The organism is Rhodococcus sp. IC4_135, from assembly GCF_011602025.1.
Lineage (GTDB): Bacteria > Actinomycetota > Actinomycetes > Mycobacteriales > Mycobacteriaceae > Rhodococcus_F > Rhodococcus_F baikonurensis.
In genome coordinates this window covers 12,452-32,609 of sequence record NZ_JAAOLG010000012.1, presented here as the reverse complement: position 1 = coordinate 32,609, position 20,158 = coordinate 12,452, and the positions used below count along the sequence as shown (strand labels likewise).

Annotated in this window: 18 protein-coding genes; 11 read left to right on the top strand and 7 right to left on the bottom strand. The window is 62.3% G+C overall.

Annotation, left to right across the window (positions count from 1 at the left end):
- The first annotated feature begins 69 nt into the window (after positions 1-69).
- Complete coding sequence (locus G8767_RS20990; protein WP_206029606.1) at positions 70-903, top strand: phosphatase PAP2 family protein; 834 nt, start codon at positions 70-72, stop codon at positions 901-903.
- Here the strand turns inward: G8767_RS20990 and G8767_RS20985 are convergent.
- A complete protein-coding gene (locus G8767_RS20985) occupies positions 839-1,921 on the bottom strand; it encodes an ABC transporter substrate-binding protein (RefSeq protein ID WP_240952510.1) in 1,083 nt (360 codons plus the stop codon). The genes G8767_RS20990 and G8767_RS20985 overlap by 65 nt on opposite strands.
- Before the next feature lie 99 nt (positions 1,922-2,020).
- Here G8767_RS20985 and G8767_RS20980 point away from each other — a divergent pair, with 99 nt between their 5' ends.
- Entirely contained in the window at positions 2,021-2,476 is a 456-nt protein-coding gene (locus tag G8767_RS20980; protein ID WP_095971432.1) for a MarR family winged helix-turn-helix transcriptional regulator, read from the top strand.
- A 6-nt stretch (positions 2,477-2,482) separates the two neighbouring features.
- On the opposite strand, the gene G8767_RS20975 is transcribed toward G8767_RS20980, so the two are convergent.
- From G8767_RS20975 to purD, 4 genes are all read right to left on the bottom strand, one after another.
- Positions 2,483-3,424: an ABC transporter substrate-binding protein gene (locus G8767_RS20975; RefSeq protein ID WP_166811554.1), complete on the bottom strand. Its 942-nt coding sequence runs from the start codon at positions 3,422-3,424 to the stop codon at positions 2,483-2,485.
- A 189-nt stretch (positions 3,425-3,613) separates the two neighbouring features.
- The gene (locus tag G8767_RS20970) at positions 3,614-4,447 is read right to left on the bottom strand and encodes an AraC family transcriptional regulator (protein ID WP_166811552.1); all 834 of its coding nucleotides are present in this window, start codon (positions 4,445-4,447) and stop codon (positions 3,614-3,616) included.
- Between the two features lie 110 nt (positions 4,448-4,557).
- Positions 4,558-6,126 carry a GMC oxidoreductase gene (locus tag G8767_RS20965; RefSeq protein WP_200318017.1) on the bottom strand — a complete coding sequence of 523 codons (1,569 nt, stop codon included), beginning with the start codon at positions 6,124-6,126 and terminating at the stop codon, positions 4,558-4,560.
- 242 nt (positions 6,127-6,368) lie between these two features.
- Entirely contained in the window at positions 6,369-7,625 is a 1,257-nt protein-coding gene (purD, locus tag G8767_RS20960) for a phosphoribosylamine--glycine ligase (RefSeq protein WP_166811550.1), read from the bottom strand.
- 171 nt (positions 7,626-7,796) lie between these two features.
- Here purD and G8767_RS20955 point away from each other — a divergent pair, with 171 nt between their 5' ends.
- The 6 genes from G8767_RS20955 to G8767_RS20930 all read left to right on the top strand — a co-directional run bounded on the left by G8767_RS20955 (position 7,797) and on the right by G8767_RS20930 (position 14,196).
- A complete protein-coding gene (locus G8767_RS20955; RefSeq protein WP_166811547.1) occupies positions 7,797-9,419 on the top strand; it encodes an ABC transporter substrate-binding protein in 1,623 nt (540 codons plus the stop codon).
- On the top strand, positions 9,416-10,450 hold the full coding sequence (locus G8767_RS20950) for an ABC transporter permease (protein ID WP_166811686.1): 1,035 nt from the start codon (positions 9,416-9,418) through the stop codon (positions 10,448-10,450). Before G8767_RS20955 ends, G8767_RS20950 begins: the two co-directional genes overlap by 4 nt.
- Entirely contained in the window at positions 10,443-11,264 is an 822-nt protein-coding gene (locus tag G8767_RS20945; protein WP_166811545.1) for an ABC transporter permease, read from the top strand. The genes G8767_RS20950 and G8767_RS20945 overlap by 8 nt, the downstream gene beginning before the upstream one ends.
- Positions 11,261-12,178: an ABC transporter ATP-binding protein gene (locus tag G8767_RS20940; RefSeq protein ID WP_166811543.1), complete on the top strand. Its 918-nt coding sequence runs from the start codon at positions 11,261-11,263 to the stop codon at positions 12,176-12,178. The genes G8767_RS20945 and G8767_RS20940 overlap by 4 nt, the downstream gene beginning before the upstream one ends.
- 1 nt (position 12,179) lies before the next feature.
- On the top strand, positions 12,180-12,827 hold the full coding sequence (locus G8767_RS20935) for an ATP-binding cassette domain-containing protein (RefSeq protein WP_166811541.1): 648 nt from the start codon (positions 12,180-12,182) through the stop codon (positions 12,825-12,827).
- Positions 12,828-12,897: 70 nt separating this feature from the next.
- Positions 12,898-14,196: an HNH endonuclease signature motif containing protein gene (locus tag G8767_RS20930; protein ID WP_166811539.1), complete on the top strand. Its 1,299-nt coding sequence runs from the start codon at positions 12,898-12,900 to the stop codon at positions 14,194-14,196.
- A gap of 85 nt (positions 14,197-14,281) precedes the next feature.
- Here G8767_RS20930 and G8767_RS20925 read toward each other — a convergent pair whose 3' ends face one another.
- On the bottom strand, positions 14,282-16,447 hold the full coding sequence (locus G8767_RS20925; RefSeq protein WP_166811537.1) for a glycosyltransferase family 39 protein: 2,166 nt from the start codon (positions 16,445-16,447) through the stop codon (positions 14,282-14,284).
- Positions 16,444-17,670 carry a dolichyl-phosphate beta-glucosyltransferase gene (locus G8767_RS20920; RefSeq protein ID WP_240952532.1) on the bottom strand — a complete coding sequence of 409 codons (1,227 nt, stop codon included), beginning with the start codon at positions 17,668-17,670 and terminating at the stop codon, positions 16,444-16,446. The genes G8767_RS20925 and G8767_RS20920 overlap by 4 nt, the downstream gene beginning before the upstream one ends.
- A gap of 102 nt (positions 17,671-17,772) precedes the next feature.
- On the opposite strand from G8767_RS20920, the gene G8767_RS20915 reads away from it, so the two are divergent.
- The 3 genes from G8767_RS20915 (at position 17,773) to G8767_RS20905 (ending at position 20,124) form a co-directional block, all read left to right on the top strand.
- Positions 17,773-18,201 (top strand): HIT family protein, encoded by a 429-nt coding sequence (locus G8767_RS20915; protein ID WP_095971444.1) that lies wholly within the window; start codon positions 17,773-17,775, stop codon positions 18,199-18,201.
- Between the two features lie 238 nt (positions 18,202-18,439).
- A complete protein-coding gene (locus G8767_RS20910; protein ID WP_166811533.1) occupies positions 18,440-19,075 on the top strand; it encodes a ScbR family autoregulator-binding transcription factor in 636 nt (211 codons plus the stop codon).
- Positions 19,076-19,230: 155 nt separating this feature from the next.
- A complete protein-coding gene (locus G8767_RS20905) occupies positions 19,231-20,124 on the top strand; it encodes a serine hydrolase (protein WP_124568800.1) in 894 nt (297 codons plus the stop codon).
- Positions 20,125-20,158: the final 34 nt, after the last annotated feature.

Genomic DNA, 20,158 nt, shown 5'->3' with positions numbered 1-20,158 from the left:
AGCAGACGGTAGGCCCATGACCGAGTTCCGTTCAGCATTTCTTCAGCTTCGGATCGTCACACTGCATTCATGCCAGCAACTGTGTCGACCGTGCGAAACGTGGTCACCGAAGTCTTGACCGAGAGCACCACTGCAGAAATTGCGGTTGCCGCAATCGTGGTTGCCGCCGCGCTGTTCGCCTTCGGTTCGATCTACCGGGCGTCCAGCGTTCGGTCAACAGCGCTCCGCGCCTGCGGACTCGTGCTCGCACTCGTGACGCTCTCGATCCAGGTGTATCGAAACGGATGGTTGACGAGCTTCGACGAACCGCTGACCAACTGGATGGTCGATCATCGGAGCGGCGCCCTGGACCAGATCGCAGTCGCAGTCACAGATCTCGGCAGCCCGGTAGCCACCGCGCTGCTCGGGATCACGTGCGGAGTGCTCATCTCGTGGCGAGCGCGTTCGGTAGTTCCAGGCTTGATCGTGATCGGAACCGTCGGCGGTGCAGCAGTCGCCTGCACAGTCGTCAAAGCACTGGTCGGCCGCGAACGTCCGCCGACCAGTATCCAAGTACTTCTCGAGACCGGCCACTCCTTCCCGTCCGGTCACGTGACCGGCACAGCAGCGCTTTTCGGCATTGCGGTTCTCGTTGTGAGCGTCGACCGAACGCCGGCCGTCAAACGCCTTCTGATGCTTCTCGCCGTGACGGTCACCGTTGTCGTCGCGCTCACTCGCCTCTACTTGGGAGCTCACTGGCTCACCGACGTCGTTGCCGGAGCCGTTCTCGCTACGCTTGCGGTCACTGTGGGAGGAGCCGTCTTCCGGTTCGTCGGCACGCACAAACAAGCCGAATCAACTACTGCTGCAGCGTGCTCTGCAGAACCTTCAGTACTTCACGAGCCGCAGTCGGCCCGGTATTGAGGTAGAAGACGTCGTCGTCGACAGCAACGGCATGATTGGCGGCCACCCCACGTAACTGCGCCCACAACGGCGCGTTGGTCAATGTCGCCGGGTCCCCGCCCTGCACCCCGTAGAAGATCCAATCAGCATCCGCCACGTTCAGCTCTTCCTCACTGATGTCTCTCGAAGTGTCGTCGAATTGCTGCGACTCCGGACGCGCCAGACCGGCATCCTGGGCGATACTTCCGGTGAATGAAGGAATACCGAAGATGCGCAGGCGATTTCCGTTCTGTCGGGTGAAAGACACCGTGGGCGGCGATGACAGGGAAGCACCGAGCGCCGCCGCGTCGGCGTTGAACGTATCCAGTAGCGCCGTCGCCTGTTGCGTCTTTCCGACTCCGTCGGCTACCAGCAGGAAGTCCTGCTTCCAGTAGACACCGGTCCCCTGCGTTGCCACCGTGGGTGCGATAGCCGAAAGCTGGTCGTAGAGCGAATCAGCGTCCTTTCCTGCAACATTCATCAAGATCAGGTCAGGATCGAGCGTGACGATCGCTTCGAAATTCGGGGTGAAACGACCACCAGCGTCAACGACATCGCCTAGCTGAGTACGGAATTCCGGGTAGGCAGCCGACAAGTACGGCGGAACCAGGTCCGCACCGTCACCACGCGTCGAACCTGCGGGCACGACACCGAGCGACAGCAGTGCGTCGGCCTGTCCGGTCGAGATCACCACCACCTTCTGCGGCTGCGATTCGATCGTGGTGTCTCCTTTGAAGTGAGAGACGGTGCGAGGAAACTCGCCGTCCGACTTTCCGCTCCCCATTCCGGCCGGGACTGCTCGCGGAGCGACGAACGCAGAGCCCGTCGGCGCCGACGCACTGGTCCCCGTATCTGTGGTCGAAGCGTCCTCGCTCGAGCAGCCACTGAGAGTTGCCGCCAATGCCAGCGCGCCGATCAGCATTGCACTGCGTGACTTCTTTCGAAAATTCATGATCGTGTCCCGTACGTCGTGAAGCATGACAGCTTTTTCTTCCGCCATGGTTAGGTGACCCTATCCTTTCAAGAACTGTAAACTATATCTGTGTCAGATACAGTTTCAGGGCGTGGATCACACGAGATCGATCACTACTCTGATCGCGTGCCCACTGCAGAAGAAACGTCGAGATCACTCATCGCTGCAGCATTCGAATTACGTCGAGCGCTGCGCGAATACATGGATGCGTCGGGCACCGACGCGACTTTGCCGGAGGCACAATCCGAAGTACTTCACGATGTAGCACGTCATCCGGGCACTCGGATCGGGGCTGTGGCCGATCGACTCTCCCGGCGCCCGAACACCATCAGCACACTGGTGCGCACCCTCTCCGACAAGGACCTGATCGAGCGGCGACCCGACCCCACGGACGGCCGAGTGAGCACACTTTTCGTGAAGGACGAGCGAAGCGCGCGTCGAGACCGTCGGTCCGAACTTCGCATCGGCGTCCTGGCCCAAGAACTGACAGGTCTCGACGAGGGTGACCTCGACACACTGACCGCTGCCATCGGCATCCTCGACCGAGTCAATCGATCATTGAGAGTTCATGCGCCGCGGTAATGCTGCTCAGGTGACGTTCCCGCTCTTCTCGTAGACGTCGGCAAAACGCTTCATCTGCTCCGTGATGCCCGTCAGGCTGTACCCCGTACGCAGTTCCACCGACGCGATCTGGCCCGAAACCACGGCCGGAAGCCTCGTGAACGTCGGCGAATCGAGTTCCGGCGCATCCGACCACGTCGGCGGAATCAGAACGAGATCGGCCGGAAAGATGCCTGGCTCTTCCCAACTCGCCGATGCCCAGAAACCGTCCTCGCTGTCGAGCTTGGCGAATTCGACGCCCATCGTTTCGAGAATACTTCCGAGTGAAGTCCATCCCGGCACGGCGTAGTCCAGGCTCGATTCCAACGGAATCACGTATGCAACAGAGATATTCGTCCGCGCTGCAGCCAATTCGCGCACCCGAGCGCCGAGCGCACTCAGCTCGTCCCGCTTCGCCGCGTAGACCGGCGAGGTGTCGGTGCCACCGATGCCCTGGACCAACGAACTGAAGCTGTCCAGCGCCGCTTGCGCCCCATCGGTGATCTTGACGCCTGCAATGGGAGCAACCTCTTCGACGCGAGCGATGTCGCCACCCCAGATGCTGCCGAAGTTGCCACCGTTGTACGAACTCCAGATGTCGATGACAAGATCCGGGTCCACGGCCAGAAGTTTCTCGGCGCTGATGTCCGTGTCGGTCTCGCTGACATGGGCAATTCCGCTGAAGTCGAATGCATTCAACGTTGATTCGTCCAGCCTGGAGAAGCCGATGATGCCGACCGGAACGACGCCGTATTCGAGCAGTACCGGCGCGGTGTCCGCCGTCGCCACGATGCGTTCGGGGATCTTGTCGAGCGAAATCTGCTGACCACGCGCATCTACGTACGTCCACGCTTCACCGTCGTCCGTCGTGTCGGTCGTCGAGGTGCCACACGCAGCCAGCACCGTCGAAAGTGCCACTGCCACAGCCATGAAGATGGCTCTGCTACCGCGTTTCGAACGCGGCGCAACAAAATCGATCACTTCTGCCCCATGCTGTCGAGCGGGTTTCGGGAGAACCCCGAACCCGGAAAGTAAAGTAAGCCTCGCCTACATGGGTAACGGTAGTGGATGAGCAGTTGACGCAATCGCGGAGTTTTGTCAGAGAATGTCGAAATCGGATCAACGATCCGCGTTCTTTCGAAAAACCATCGGCGTGACACCGGTGGACTGTTTGAAGGCGGCGACGAAACTGCTGGGCGTCGAGTATCCGATGCGTTCTGCCACGTCGGCGACCGCAGCCCCTTGGCCGAGCAGGGACATCGCCACGTTCATCCGAAGCAGCACTCGCCACTGGCCGAAACTGACTCCGGTGTCCACCTTGAATCGACGAGCCAAAGTGCTGGTGCTGACACCGATCTCGTTCGCCCAGTCTTCGAAACTGCGCGGGTCCTCCGGTCGAGCCAACAGGTCGCGCGCAATCCGGCCGACCGGGCCCGCATCGGGAATCTTGATCGCCCCGCGCGCGTCGCTGGGAACAACGAGGTCGAAGAACACTCGCTCGGCGCGGCCCCTCGCATCGTCCGACATCTCGCGAGCACTCAGATGCAGAAACAGTTCGTACAGAAGTGGCGTGCCATGTACCGCAACCGGATGATCGCCGAGCGAAGGCCCTTGTCCGACAGCACAATACACGGTCAAGAATTGCGCACCCGCGGCAACGCGCACCGAGTGTCGAAGCAGTGCCGGTATCCACAGCCCGCGCCCCGGGAGCAACGTCCACATCTGAGCGCCTGAGCGCACAACCACAATGCCGGAACGAGGGAACAATATCTCGTTCGATCGGTGTGAGTGGGTTTCCCACGTCACCGGTTGATCAGCACTCGACGCACCACCCCACAGAACCAAATCTTCAGGCTCGTCGTCCAATTCGTGTTCGGATACCACCAACTCGTCGTTCGACGGCACGCCCCACCGGAGCCAATCACCGTCGATCTCGGACTTTGTCCGCCTCACGTCTACATCCCTGGGTCGAGCGTCGCCTGTCCACGTGACTCTAACCCCTGGGCATACCGAACAGGTGCGGCAGAAACCGATCCCACCGCACCTGTCCGCGAGTTACCCCGCTAGTTCATGTCGTTCGCGATGATGTTCTCGATATTCCGTTCGGCAAGCGCGGTGATGGTGACAAACGGATTGACGCCGACATTGCCCGGAACGAGGGATCCGTCCATGACGTACAGACCCGGGTACTCCGGCAGACGACCATAGCCGTCGGTCGCCTTGCCCAGCACACAACCGCCGAGGGGGTGATACGTCAACTGGTCGCCCCACGTCTGCGTCGGGCCGAAGAGGTCGGTCCGGTAGATCGTGCCTTCCTTCTTGTTGATCTTGTCGAAGAGTTTCTTCGCCATGTCGATCGACGGCTGGTTTTGCGAGCGTTGCCAATTCAGTCCGACTTTGCCGGTTGCCGAGTTGAATTGGAACTGAGCACGTTGCGGATTCTTTGCAATCGCCAAGTACAGACTCACCCACAGTTCGGTACCCGCCGGGAAGGGCGCGATTTCCGCGAAGACGGGAGCGGATGTGTCGGCCCAGTTGTCGATACCCATCACGGGGATCGCCGACTGCTTCGCGCCGGTCGCGTCCCACATGTGATTGGCACGGCCCACCATCACATTGCCGTTGTGACCCCACTCCTGCCCCACAGCACCCGGCAAATTCGCCAGTTGCCCTTGCGCTTTCATCGAGACCAGAAGCTTGCTGGTACCGATACTGCCCGCCGCGAAGAAGACCTTGTCGGCTGTCACCGTCTTGGTGCCGACGGTGTTGCCCTGCTCGTTGATCTGATTCATCACCACTTGATAGCCACCGCCGGTCGCGGCCGGCGCAACCGAGGTCACGACGTGCAGCGCCGAGATCGTGAGCTTGCCGGTGGCGGATGCCGCAGCGAGGTACGTCTTGTCCAGCGACTTCTTTCCCGCGTTGTTGCCGTAGATGACCTCACTCACCAGGGCAGACTTGGTGACCTGACCAGCAGCTTCTTGCTTCATGTAGTTGAAGTCGTAGACATTCGGCACGAACGTTGTTGTGTAACCGGATCTCTCAGCGGTCTTTCGCCCGGTCCGTGCGAACTTGTAGTACTCGGTCGACTCGAACCAAGCCGGGTCGATGTTGTTGACTCCGAGCGCAGCGTTGGCCCGCGGGAAGTACGTCGAGTACATCTCGTTGGAATCGACTCCGGGCAGGATCTCTTCGAAATAGTTGCGCTTGGGTGTGACGGCCATGCCGCCGTTCACCAACGATCCGCCGCCGACCCCTCGACCTTGGTAGACCTTGATCCCGCCGAAGTCCTCGGCGTCGAGAACACCGACGTAGCGACTGATGTTCTTGTCCACCGAGCCGCCGGAGAAGTGTGAAACCGGTTGAACTGTACGGTCTCTGAGCCAGAAGGAACGGCCGTCAGGTGAGAGCATCGGGCAGAAGACCTTGCCGTCGGACCCTGGCGTGGTCCACGACTTCCCCATTTCGACCATGTGTGTGTCGATTCCGGCCTGCGTCAACCGAAGAGCCGCAACGGCCCCGCCGTATCCGCTGCCGATCACGAGCGCGGGGACACGGTCTCCGTCGTTCAATGCTCGCCTGGGCGCCGCGGCCGCCGTGGTCCACGAGGACGAGAGCGCGGCGGCCCCCACAGCTAATCCTGTTGCTGCCAAGAAGTTTCTACGCGAGAGCGTGGAATTGGTACGTGCGTGCCGTTCGTTGGATCCAGCGCGAATGCTCAAGTGTGCCCTTCTCTTTCCGTGACCCCCGCGCTGAGATATACCGGGAGAAACCGAACGAGAAGTCCATACTCGTGGGTAACTTGAAGGAACCGTTGATTTTCCACGAAAAGGGCCGATGAACAGAAAGTTCACCGGCCCTCCGAAAGAACGAGTCAGGGAAGAGAGATGCGACCTTCGACGGCGCCGAGTCCGATGTCCTTGCGGAAATGACCGCCGGGAAGCTTGACGTCGGCGATCTTTGCGTAGGCGTCGTCGCGCGCTTCGGTCAGATCCTTGCCCACTCCGACAACACTCAGCACACGTCCACCGGCCGAGACGACGGCTCCGTCTTCACGCTTCTTGGTACCGGCGTGCAGGACTCCGTCGGCGTCGGCTCCGGTGATCACGTCGCCGGTGCGCGGAGTCGCCGGGTAGTTCTCGGCAGCAATCACGACCGTGACAGCGGAACCGTCGCGCCACTGCAACGGACCGACCGAATCGAGTGTTCCGGTCGAGGCCGCATTGAGTAGGCCACCCAGAGGTGTTTCGAGGAGAGCAAGCACGGCCTGCGTTTCGGGGTCACCGAACCGGCAGTTGAATTCGACCACGGCCGGGCCGTCGACTCCGATCGCCAGACCCGCATAGAGAAGACCGGAGAAGCTGCTACCGCGTGCCACCAACTCGGCAGCGACAGGCTTGACGACGTCGTCGACAATCTGCGTGACCATCTCGTCGGGCAGCCACGGCAAGGGGGTGTACGCGCCCATGCCGCCGGTGTTGGGTCCGGAGTCTCCGTCGCCGACGCGCTTGTGGTCCTGAGCCGGAAGCAACGGGATCACGGTTTCGCCGTCGACGAGGCAGAAGAGCGAAACTTCCGGACCGTCGAGGAAGGATTCGAGGAGAACCGGATGTCCGGTCTCGAGCAGTTCCGCGGCATGGTCGCGTGCGGCGAGACGATCCGTCGTGACGACAACGCCCTTGCCCGCGGCAAGTCCGTCGTCCTTGACCACCCAGTTCGGCCCGAAGCGGTCGAGCGCTTCGTCGAGCTTGGCCGGATTGTCGACGATCTCGCTATGCGCGGTCTTGACGCCGGCAACAGCCATCACATCCTTGGCGAAAGCCTTGGAGCCCTCGATGCGGGCGGCGTCGGCCGACGGCCCGAAGCAGGCGATACCTGCTGCACGCACCGCGTCGGCGACACCGAGGACCAGCGGAACCTCGGGCCCGATGACGACGAGGTCGGCGTCGACCTTCTGGGCCAGCGCGGTAACCGCGTCACCCGAAGCGACGTCGACGGGGTGCTGCTCGGCGATTTTTGCGATCCCGGCATTGCCAGGCGCGCAGATCAGGGCCGTGACACCTGGATCGCGAGCAAGAGAGAGAAGGAGGGCATGTTCACGGGCTCCGGAGCCGATTACTAGTACGCGCACGGGGAACAGACTACGGCCTGCGATAACAGCGCTCTCGGAGTGCCACTGACGGGGCCAAGGTCCCAGCGTTCGACCTTTGTGCGAAATATCCGTTTCGAGATGCGATCATATGAATACCTGAATAGGTGAACAGATGTTTTCGGACACCTGTCCACCAAGGAAAGGACACCCGTGAAACTCCACAAACCAGGCGTTCTGACGCTCACCGCAACCGCCGCAATCGGCGCACTTCTGATCACGTCGTGCAGTAGCCCGACTGGCACCGACTCATCGGGCAACGACAACGGCCTGGTCCTGGCCGACGGCTACGAATTGGGCGGCTACAACCCGGTCGCAGGTTTCGGCGCCGCCGGTGAAGCCAAGATGTACGACGGTCTCGTCCGGCTCACCGGAGGCACCGGCATGCCGGGATTCGAGCCGTCTCTGGCGGCGGAGATGCCCACTGCCAACGCCGACGCGACAGTCTGGACGGTCAAACTCCGCGACGGGGTCACCTTCTCCGACGGATCGACCTTCGACGCCGCCGACGTGGTTGCCACGTACAAGGCGATCCTCGATCCCGCTTCCGCCTCCGAAGCGCGGTCGTCGTACGACATGATCAGCGACGTCGTGGCCGTCGACGACAGCACAGTCGAGTTCCGCCTCGCCTACTCGTATGCGCCGCTGCTGACGAAAATGCTGATCGGCATGGTTCCGTCGGAATCCCTCGCGACACCCGGGCTTGCCGCCGAGTCGCCGTTGAACACCGCGCCCGTCGGTACCGGTCCCTACACACTCGTCGACCTCTCACCGGATCGAGCGGTCTTCGAGGCGAACGAGAACTACTGGGACGGTGCACCGGAGATCAAGAAACTCACTCTCCTCTACGTTCCTGACGACAACACCCGAGCCCAGCGCATGGTGTCCGGCGAGATCGACGGCACCAATCTCCCTCCACTGCTTGCCAATACGTTTTCGGGCAAAGACAACATGTCCGTGACGGCCCACCAGTCAGCAGACTGGCGCGGCCTCTCACTCCCGACGAACAATCCCGTGGCAGGCGACAAAGCCGTGCGGATGGCACTCAATCTCGCCGCCAACCGCCAGTCGATGATCGACAACGTCCTGGGCGGACACGGCCGCGTTGCCGCCACTCCGATCCCCGAGGTGTACGGCGACTCGTACAACCCGAACGCAACCTTCGCCTACGACCCGACCGAGGCCGAGCGAATTCTGACCGAAGCGGGCTGGATCGAAGGCGCCGACGGAATCCGTTCGAAAAACGGTCAGCGGGCGCAGTTCACGATCATGTACAACTCCGTCGACACCGTTCGACGTGATCTTGCTCAGGCATTTGCCTCCGACGCCCTTGCGGTCGGCATCGAGGTGGATCTCGAGGCGCTCTCCTGGGACCGCATAGACCCTCGAATCAACCAGGATTCGACACTTCTCGGTGGCGGAGACGAACCTTTCGACCCCGACACGCAGGCGTACGACGCGCTGAACTCGAAGTACATCGCACCCGGGGTCGGCAGCATCTACGACAACGCCAGCGACTACTCCAATCCAGCAGTCGACGCAGGCTTGGAAGTAGGACGCCGCAGCCTCGACCAGGCAACGCGTGACGCCGCGTATCGCGACGTTCAGCAGGCGTACGTCGAGGATCCCGGATTTGTCATCCTCGTGTTCCTCGACCATACGTACATTTCGAAGGATTCCGACTGGCAGATGTCCGGGCCGGTACTCGAACCACACTCACACGGTGTGACCTGGGGTCCGTGGTGGTCACTGCAGACGTGGGCCAGAGGGCAATGACAGCGGTCGACGTTCGGGCAGACACGCGGCCGACGCAGGGCCACCGTGACAACTCCCGCCGAAAGGCCATCCTCACGATGGTCGGTCGGCGGGTGTTGTTCATCGTGCCGGTGATCGTCGTGGTGTCCGCTGGACTCTTTGCTGCCGCTGCGATTTCACCGTTCGATCCGTTGGTCGGCTATCTAGGCACGCGATACATGACGACCAGCGACGCGGACAAAGCGCTGATCGCCGACCAAATGGGTTTCGACAACCCCTGGTACAGCACGTATTGGAATTGGCTCCAAGGAGTATTCACCGGCGATCTCGGGATTTCCAGGTCGTTCAATCAACCTGTTTCCCAAGTCATCTCCGAACGTCTGCCATGGACCCTGCTGCTGGTGGGCATCTCACTTCTCATTGCGATTCTCGCCTCGCTTGCCCTGGGTGTTCTCGCCGGAATCCGCAGTGGAGGAATCCTGGACAAGACCGTGTCAGGGCTGAGCGTCGTAATCCAAGGACTTCCGCCGTTCGTCTTGTCTCTGGGGGCAATCGCCCTCTTCGCGTTGAGTCTCGGCTGGCTCCCCGTCGCCGGACTGACCGACGGGGGTGCCGATCCCACACCGGGACAGGTGATCCGGCACTTGGTGCTGCCGGTGACGGTCCTCGCCATCTCGCAGATGCCGTGGCTCCTACTCGCGGTCCGAGAATCCGTCGTGGGTTCGAAAAGCGAGGGGTTTGTCGCGGGCGCGGTAGCGCGCGGAATCCCGACGCCGACCATCACGAAACGCCACATACTGCCCACATCGCTGGCACCGTTCGTCAACATCGTCGGCGTGCGATTGCCCGAACTGATAGTCGGAGCAGTTCTGGTGGAAGAAGTCTTCAGTTGGCCAGGGATCGCCGGGGCCATCGTGTCGTCTGCGCGTGACCTCGACATGGCCCTTCTCGCGTTCCTCACCGTCGGTACGACATTGACGGTCATGCTCGGCTCATTACTTGCCGACGTCCTGGTTGCAGTACTCGACCCGAGAGTGAGTACCGATGGCTGAGCGACGCTTCAAGATCGCCCTCGGCGTGCTGATCCTCGTTGCGCTGTACGCGGCGCTGGTCCCATGGTTGGCCGACGTCGACGACCGAGTCACAGACTTCTCGGCGGCTCGCCTGGCCCCGTCCTTCGATCACCCGTTCGGAACGGACTCGGCAGGACGAGATCTGTTCGTGCGCATAGCTGCAGGGATTCGAACCTCACTTCTCATCGCACTCGCCTGCGCACTGCTCGCCACGGTGATCGGCGTCGCCGTCGGTACCACGGCCGGACTGGTCGGAGGCTGGGTCGACAGGTTCGTCATGCGCGGCACCGACGCCGTCAACGCTCTCCCCCATCTACTGCTCGGCATCGTCATCGTCGCGATGTTCCGTGGAAGCATCGCCGCCATCGTGCTTTCGATCGCACTGACCCACTGGACGCAAGTGGCCAGGATCATCCGCTCCGAGATCTTGAGTCTGCGTGAGCGTCCCTACATCGACGCCGCCATTCTCGCGGGGGCAAGTCGACGTCATGTGATCACGCGCCACCTCGTGCCGGCGACGGCGCCGCAGGCCCTGATCGCAGTCGTTCTCCTGCTGCCCCACGCCGTCTGGCACGAATCGACGTTGTCGTTCCTGGGTTTCGGCCTACCCCCGCACAAGCCCAGTCTCGGAACGCTTCTCGAAGAGGCACGCAGTTCTCTGCTCCTCGGCGGTTGGTGGACGCTGGTATTCCCCGCCGCAGTCCTCGTGATCGCCACCGTCGCAGTTGCAGTCGCCGGTTCGGCCCTGCGGTCGATGCTCACGCCCCCTCGACCTTCGGAGCTACGACTGTGAACCCCGGCCTACGCATCGAATCCCTCACCGTCAAGATCCCGCTGCGCGGCGGATCCGTAGTCCACGCTGCGAGCGACATCGACCTCGACGTTCCAGCCGGCACGGTGACCGCGCTGGTCGGCGAATCCGGGTGCGGCAAGTCGATCATCGCCACCGCGGTCATGAACATGTTGCCGCCGAACGCTTCTCGAACCGGATCGGTCACCGTCGGTACCCCGGACGTCGAGATCGACGTCTTCTCCGGCACCCCCTTCCGCGGACGGTACGTGGCTCTCGTTCCACAATCCGCCGCAACACATCTCACCCCCGTCCGGACCGCGAGATCGCAGCTACAGGAAACGATCGACGCACTCGGCGGCGATCACACTTGCGACGCCTTGGCACTTCGCGTCGGACTCGACCCCTCGGCCCTGAACTGCTACCCGCACGAACTGTCGGGCGGCATGGCACAACGCGTTGCCATTGCCGGTGCGCTGGCCGGGAATCCGTCGGTGATCGTGGCAGACGAACCCACCGCCAACCTCGACCGGGAACTCACCGACCACGTCATGGAACTACTTCGAGAATGCGCGGACGCCGGGGCGGCGGTCCTGCTCATCACCCATGACCTTGCATCACTTACCCGCAGCGGAGTCGCGGATCGACTTGCCGTCATGTACGCATCACGCATCATGGAAACCGGACCGGCCGCCCTGGTGTTTCAGGATCCACTCCACGACTACACCCGAGACCTTCTCGGCGCCTTACCTTCCCGCGGCTTGCATCCGATACCGGGCTCGCCACCGCAACTCACCGACCTCCCCGACGACTGCGTCTATCACCTACGACGCCCGGAGTCGAAACAGTCCGGTGGCCCGACCGAACTGGTGACCCTCGGCGAACGCACATACCGAACATTGCGGAGGGTGGGCTGACATGAGTCTGCAAGCTCTGGGAATCACCAGCGGTTACCATCGCAACCGGCCAGTTCTCGAGAACGTCTCGCTCGAGATTCCGCCTGGGAAACTGATCGGCCTGACCGGTCCTTCGGGCACCGGAAAATCAACACTTGCAAGGATTCTCGCCTCACTGGACGCGCCGTGGTCAGGCGAAGTGCGGATCGACGGATCGCCCGTTGTGGGTACCAAATTCTCGGTACCCGCAGCACTGCGCGGCACGGTGTCCATGCTGTTTCAGTCACCTCGCGCATCAACCGACCCTCGGCAGACGCTCGCCTCGATCATCGGCCAACCCGGTGATATTGCCGGTAGGACAATCGATGTGGCCGCACTGGCAGCAGAAGTGGGCCTCACTCCCGATCTCTTGTCGCGCAGACCGCACCAGGTCAGCGACGGCCAACTGCAGCGAGCCTGCCTGGCGAGATCGCTGGCGCAACAACCGAAATACCTCATCTGCGACGAGGCGACGGCGATGCTCGACGCTGCCACGACGGCCGCGCTCGTTCGGCTGATCAAGAGTCGCGCCACCGAAACCGGCGTCGGCGTACTACTTATCAGCCATGATCGCGAATTACTCGACGCCTGCTGCGACCTGGTCCACGACCTCGACAGTATCAGCGCTTAGCCTCCCCGAAATCCATCCTTGACTCGAACGCATGTTCGAGTATGCTTTGTGTAGGGGATCGGGGGATTCAATGAGTGTTCTGTTGTCGGATGTGGTGTCTGGTTCTGCGGTGGGGTTACGCGGACGTCTGTGGCAGCTGACCACGGCGGAATTGCGTGCTGCTGCTATCGAGGCGAGTGCGGAGATTCTGCGCCTGGAAGCGGTGCGGGTGGCGGTGGTGGACGAGTTGTCGTTGCGTCCGGATGATCAGGTGATCGCGAGCCGCGGGGTGGGTGCGTGGTTGGCGGCGAACACGATGTTGCAGGTGCGGGACGGGAAGAAGATCGCCGCCCTCGGTGCGGCGCTGCGGCCGTTTCCGGCAGTGGCAGCCCGGTTCGATTGCGGGGATTGTTCGTTCGAGCACGCCGTGTTGATCGTGGCGTTCTGCGAGTCGCCGCCGAAGGGAATGCCGGAGGAAGCGCTACCGAAGTGCATCGACTTGTTGTTGGCTGCAGCGTCAGGTGTGGAAGCAACGACCACAAAGGTGCGGAACGTCATCGCGACGTTGGAGCGAATCTTCGAATCCGATGAAATTCCGCCCGCCGAAGACGTCGACCGCAACGAACTCCGCATCGCGTCGACGCTGAATGGTCGGGTGGTGGTGCGTGGGGATTTCGACGCCCTCACCGGCGAAATGTTGTTGTCGGCGTTGTCGAATCTGACGATGCCGACCCCGGCACCCGATGGAACCCCCGATGCTCGGTCGGCGGCGAAGCGGACCGCGGACGGGTTCACCGAACTGATCCGCCGCTATCTGGACTGCGCCAAGACCGGTATGGATGGTGGTCAGCGTCCGCACGTGAACGTTCACATCAATGCCCGGGATCTGGCCGAGCACCGGGACTGCGCCGCGACACCCACTGATGGTGGCGGGTCTGTGTCGGATCTCGATGTCGGGCATATGCCGTGGCTGGGACCACTGTCGGTATCGCAGACCAGACTCCTCGGGTGCGACTGCTTCCTGTCCACTGTTCTGCTCGATGATCACGGCGCGCCGCTCGATGCGAAACCGGGGAAGCGGTTGGTCAGCGCCGAACAACGCGTCGCGCTGATCGCGAGAGATAAAGGCTGCGCGTTCCCCGGCTGTACGTGTGTGCCGGCGTGGACGGATGCGCACCATATCCGGCACTGGGCCAACGGCGGCCCGACGGTGATGAACAACCTGGTCTTGCTGTGCCGTTCGCATCATCGGTTGATGCATCGCAAATCCGGGTTCGTCGGCAAATGGGAGATCCGGATCGGCGTCGACAACAAACCCTGGTTCATCCCACCACCGTCGATCGACCCGCAGCGGCACCCGCGGCCGGCGAACACCACCTTCACAACCTGAGGACAAACCTCGGGCATACAACTTCACGCCAGGTCCGCATCGGAGGGAGCACCTCCGATGCGGACCTGGCGTGCGTTCATGTTGCTCAGCCTGCAACCGTCAAGTCGTAGAGGGTCACTCCGTCCACCGTTGTGGCGGTGAAGTTTTCGGTCACCCACGTCGAGATGGCGGTAGCGGTGCCTTCGGCGTTCATACCGCCACCCATCCCCCCGCCGGCGATGAAGAAGTGAATCTTGCCCTCTGCCACGTACTGCTGGAACTGCGCGAGGGTCGGGGACGGATCGCTCCCGTTGAAGCCTCCGATAGCCATGACCGGTGACTGCGTCGCAAGCTGATAGCCCGAGGCGCTGTTGGATCCGATTGCCGCTGCTACCCACGTGAATTGATCGGAGTTCTCTTCGAGTGTGGACACGACCGCAGCTCCCGGTGTACTGCCCTGAAGCAAACCACCGGCCGCTCCGCCGCCCATTGCGCCGCGTGATCCGTCAGTGGTCGATGTGGTGCCGCCCGGAACTGTTGCACCCCCTGGTATCTGACCTATTCCCGCAGGCGGCACCCCCAGTGTCCCTGCCCCTGTCCCTGCTCCTGCCCCGGTACCGTCCGTCCGGCGGTTACCGCCGTCAGCCATGCCACCGAATCCGCCGAATCCTCCACGACCACCGCCGGGCCCGCCCATTCCACCTTCGACGCTCGGTCCGGCCGAAACTATGGAACCGGTGTGCGGAGTGTTGATCGTGTCGATCGCGTACGCAGTCGGACCCGCCAGACCGGTGAAGATCGCCGCGAGAATCACTGCCGCAGCCAATCGACCTCGCGTCACTGCCGGGATCAGCACTGCCACAGCAGCGACGATGCCGACGACCAGAATCGCCCAGCGAAGCCACGGTACGAACGAAGGCGAACGTCCGAGCAGTACCCACGCCATCGCAATGGTTGCGGCCAACGACACTGCCAGAACGAGGCGAACCCAGAGAACGTCACGATGACGCCAAGCGAATACGGATCCTGAACCGATCAGCGCGGCGATCGCCGGCGCCAACGCAACCGTGTAGTACGCGTGGAAGATTCCCGCCATGAAACTGAAGGTCAGTCCGGTCACCAACAGCCACAGTCCCCAGACGATGAATGAAGCGCGCTGTGTGTCGACGCGCGGCGCCTTGCCCCGCAGCACGATTCCAGCCACCAGAAGAATCAGTGCGGCAGGAATCAGCCAGGCAATCTGGCCGCCCTGGGCAGATTCGAACAATCGGGTGATGCCGGTACTCCCCCACATACCACCGCCTGCCCTGCCCCCTGGTGCCATACCTCCCGCTGCCATACCACCTGCGGCCTCGCCCATTCCGGGGAAACCACCGACAGCACCGGTCGCAGCGTCACCAGCACCGCGCATTCCGCCGCCGCCGACGCTTCCGGTCTCGTTGCCGCTCAGGCGTCCGAGTCCGTTGTAGCCGAGCGTCAGTTCGAGAATCGAGTTGTTCTGCGAACCACCGATCCACGGACGTGAGTCGGCCGGCCACAGTTCGACGATTGCCAACCACCATCCGGCGGAGACGATCAGCCCGCCCAGTGCAGCGAACAGTTGAAGTACCCGCTTACCCAGTTTAGGCGGACCGGCGATCAGGTAGGTGAGCGCCAGTGGCGGTACCACCAACATGACCTGTAATTGCTTTGTCAGGAAACCGAATCCACAGAAGACACCGACCAACACGAGCCAGCGGGTGCGACCATCCTGAACCGCGCGCATCATCGCCCACACTGCCGCGATCATCAGGAGCACCAGCAGGGCATCCGGGTTGTTGAACCGGAACATCAGCGCCGCGACGGGAGTGAGAGCAAGAACCAAACCGGCGAGGAGGCCGGCGGCCGCACCGAAGTACCGTCGCACCGTTCCCCACAACAGCGCTACCGACCCGACACCGAGCAGCGCCTGCGGCACCAACATCGCCCAGGAATTGAGTCCGAAGATGCGAACCGACAGCGACATCAACCACAGGGACATCGGGGGTTTGTCGACGGTGATCGAGTTGGCGGCGTCCGAGGAGCCGAAGAAGAAGGCCTTCCAGGACACCGAACCTGCCTGTACCGCAGCGGCATAGAACGAGTTGGCCCAACCGGAGGCGCCGAGACCCCAGATGTAGGCGACTCCGGTGCCCACCAACAGCACTCCGAGCGCCCACGGTTCCCAGCGCGCCTGACGTGGCGGTTCCGGCGCCGGGACCGGTGCGGCCAATCTCTCTGCAGTGGCGGTCATCGATTAGCTCCTACGGGTTGTGCGGTGCGAAACACCCAGCGCAGTGCGATGAATCGACTCACTGTGGCAACAAGATTGGCAATGACGAGTAGTGCAAGTTCGACGTGCTTGGACGCGTCAGGCGCCACAACGTCGAGGACGAACAACGATCCGCTGGTGAGCAGTAGACCGAACCCGAACACGAGCAAGCCCTGCATCTGGTGACGGGCGGATCCCTCCGACCCGCGAATCCCGAAGGTGAAGGCTCGATTGGCGGCGGTATTGAACACTGCCGTCACCAGCAATGCGACGGCGTTGGCCCACTGCGCACCCATCACCGAGTGCAGTGCGAGGTAAAGCAGCGCATACGCGAGCGTCGAAATGACTCCCACCACGGCAAAGCGTGAGAGCTGCCCGACCATTCCTCGAGGAACTCCGGGAACCAGTGGTTCACGTCCGAAACTCGCCCTGAGCTCGGCCAGTGGGAGCGAGCCGGTCGACAGTGCTCGTCCGACACGGACGACACCTTTGAGGTCGGCGACTGCCGTGGCGACGATGTCTACCCGACTGTCCGGGTCGTCCACCCAGTCGACGGGCACCTCGTGAATCCGCATGCCCGCTCGCTCGGCCAACACGAGCAGTTCGGTGTCGAAGAACCACCCGGTGTCCTCCACCAGCGGAAGTAGTTGCCGCGCAACATCGACGCGCATGGCTTTGAATCCGCACTGGGCGTCGGAGAAGCGAGCGTGCAGTGCGCTTCGGAGGATGAGGTTGTAGCTACGCGAGATGAACTCACGCTTGGGGCCGCGCACCACGCGCGACGATCGTGCCAGCCGGGAACCGATGGCGATGTCCGAGTGCCCGGAGAGCAACGGAGCAATCAACGGCATCAGGGCGTTGAGGTCGGTAGAGAGGTCGACGTCCATGTATGCGACCACATCCGCGTCGGAGTCGCTCCACACCTGCCGCAATGCTCGGCCGCGACCCTTCGCGTCCAGGTGGACGACCCGGACGTCGTCGAATTCTTCGGCGAGGGAACGTGCGAGCGCCAACGTGCCGTCGACACTGGCGTTGTCCGCGATGGTAATTCGTGCAGAAAATGGCACCTGTGTGCGTAAATGCCGGCGCAGGCGCCGCACGCACGTCTCGAGGCCTGCCTCTTCGTTGTATACCGGGACGACCACGTCCAGCACTACAGTCGTCGCGGAAAGCTCCCCTGCGTCCGTGCTGCCCGCGGTCTGCATGGCTTCTGTCGTCATGCGTCCTAGATTTGTCGGGCCGGCTCCGACGAACCTGCGTCCAGCCTGGGAGTTTCCTGGCAACCGGACGCGGGCTAATCTCGGGGTATGCCTTCAGTCTTCAGCGCCATCATCAACGGGGATCTACCAGGACGTTTCGTGTGGGAGGACGACGACGTTGTCGCGTTCTTGACCATCGCACCGGTCACGCAAGGTCACGTGCTTGTCGTACCGCGCGCCGAGGTCGATCAGTGGCAGGACGTAGATCCTGACCTCTTTGCCAAGGTCACCGCGGTTGCACGCAACCTGGGTCAGGCCGTGAGGAAGGCGTTCGACGCACCTCGGGCCGGTCTCCTCATCGCAGGTCTGGAAGTTCCGCATCTTCACGTTCACGTCTTCCCCGCGTACGACATGGGCAACTTCGACATCAGCGGCGCCGACACTTCGCCGTCACCCGAATCTCTCGACGAGGCACAGACCAAACTCAAGTCGGCACTGCGCGACCTCGGCTTCGAGGCAACCGTCTCGACTCGTTGATCGCGTACCTTCGACCGAATTTCGCTGGCCGATAACTGGACTCCCCGCCGCAGCCTCCCCCGGAGGCTGCGGCGGTCGCATTTGTCGCTCCTACCGACCGTGACCTGCGATTGCACACCGAACAGTCCGTTTCGCGCTGTCGCGCGAGCACGAGTTTCGCTGCTACCGTGGGGCGCCGGTCCGGGACCTAGGGCCCTAAAACTAGTTCACGTGTTAACAGTCGGAGGACAAGGGAGCAATGCAGGAACGTGCCAAGATCAGTCGCCGACAGATTCTTCAAGGCGCTGCTGATCGGTTCGAAGTCACGGGGTACGGCAGCACGAGCATGAACGACATCGTGTCCGCGGCACGGATGACCAAGGGTGCGGTCTATTTTCACTTCTCGTCCAAAGACGAATTGGCCCAAGCCGTCATGGAAGAGCAACACCAGATCTCGATCTCGGCTTTCTCCGCGGTAGCCGCCACGGGCGCACCGGCACTCGAACAGCTCGTCATGGTGTGCCACGAGATGGGCCGCCAACTCGTCGCGGACTCGATTGTTCGTGCGGGAGTCCGGCTTAACCTCGAATTGGCCTCTGTCGACGGTTCGCAAGGCCCGTACCTCGCGTGGATCCGCGACCTTCGAAAACTGGCCGAGACCGCGAAGCTCGAAGGCGATATCCGCGAAGACGTGGAGCCGGAATCGGTGGGTCGCGTGGTGATCTCGGCGTTCACCGGCGTTCAGCTGGTATCGAACGTACTCACCCGACGAAGCGATTTGAACGATCGTATCGACGAGTTGTTCTCGTTGCTCTTGGCCGGTGTGGTCTCGGACAAGCGCCGCACCGAGGTCGCCGACCTGGTCGGATGCCGCCTCGAAACCTATGCGTCCTGACCCCGGAACACCCTGACAATCGATTGATTCGGCGTATCGGCACCGAACCGTGCGCCAACCTTCGTCGATTCGTACAAGACCCCCCGTCGTCGACTCACTATCGTCAGATCCACGAATAACCCAGATAGACGGATACCGACGAAAGGGCTTCTCGAATGACCGAAACCGCCACGTACGTTGAGAGCGCGCAGCAGGAGATCGCTGCTGTACTGGCCGAAGCGAAGACCGATGCGTTCGTCCACGCACGCGACATCGATTCGGGCGAAGAGTTCGGCTACGGCGCTGACGAGGGTGTCATCCTCGCCTCCGTTTTCAAGATTCCTGTCGTACTGCAGTACGCCCGCGAAGTTGCGGCCGGCACCCTTGATCCGACCGAGCACGCCACCGTGACCGCCGAGTTCCGCTCCGGCGGCATCGGTATCGGCGGTTGCGCCGACGACGTCACGGCCAGTTGGCGAGATCTCGCTCTGCTCATGATGAGCTTCAGCGACAACGCCGCCACCGATTTCCTGTACGAGCGTCTCGGACTCGACAACATCGTCGCGACGCTGCGTGGGCTCGGTTTGGAGAAGACCAACCTGGTTCGTGACTGCCGCGGTCTGTTCAAATCGGTCTACGACGACCTCGGCGTCGACAAGGGCACCTTGCTGGAGATGCCCCCGATCGAAATTCTCCGGACGATTTCCGTCATGGATCCGGCTCGCTCCAACTCCAGCACTCCTCGTGAGATCACAATGTTGCTGGCTGCAATCTGGAAGGACGAAGCGGGGCCCGCTTCAGCCTGTGAGGAAGTCCGAACGATCATGAGCAAGCAGGTCTGGCCGCACCGCCTTTCGTCCGGGTTCCCCGACGAGGTCACCGTCGCCGCCAAGACCGGAACGCTGGGATTGGTACGAAACGAAGCCGGTGTCGTGGCGTACCCCGACGGCAAGCGTTACGCCGTCGGCGTCTTCACCAAGTCCCACGAACTCACGCATCGCGCCCCGAAGATCGACGCCTCGATCGGAACCGTCGGCCGCATCGCCGTCGAAGCACTCCGCAACAGCTGAGCAGTACCCGCTGACAGCTGAGCAGTACCCGCTG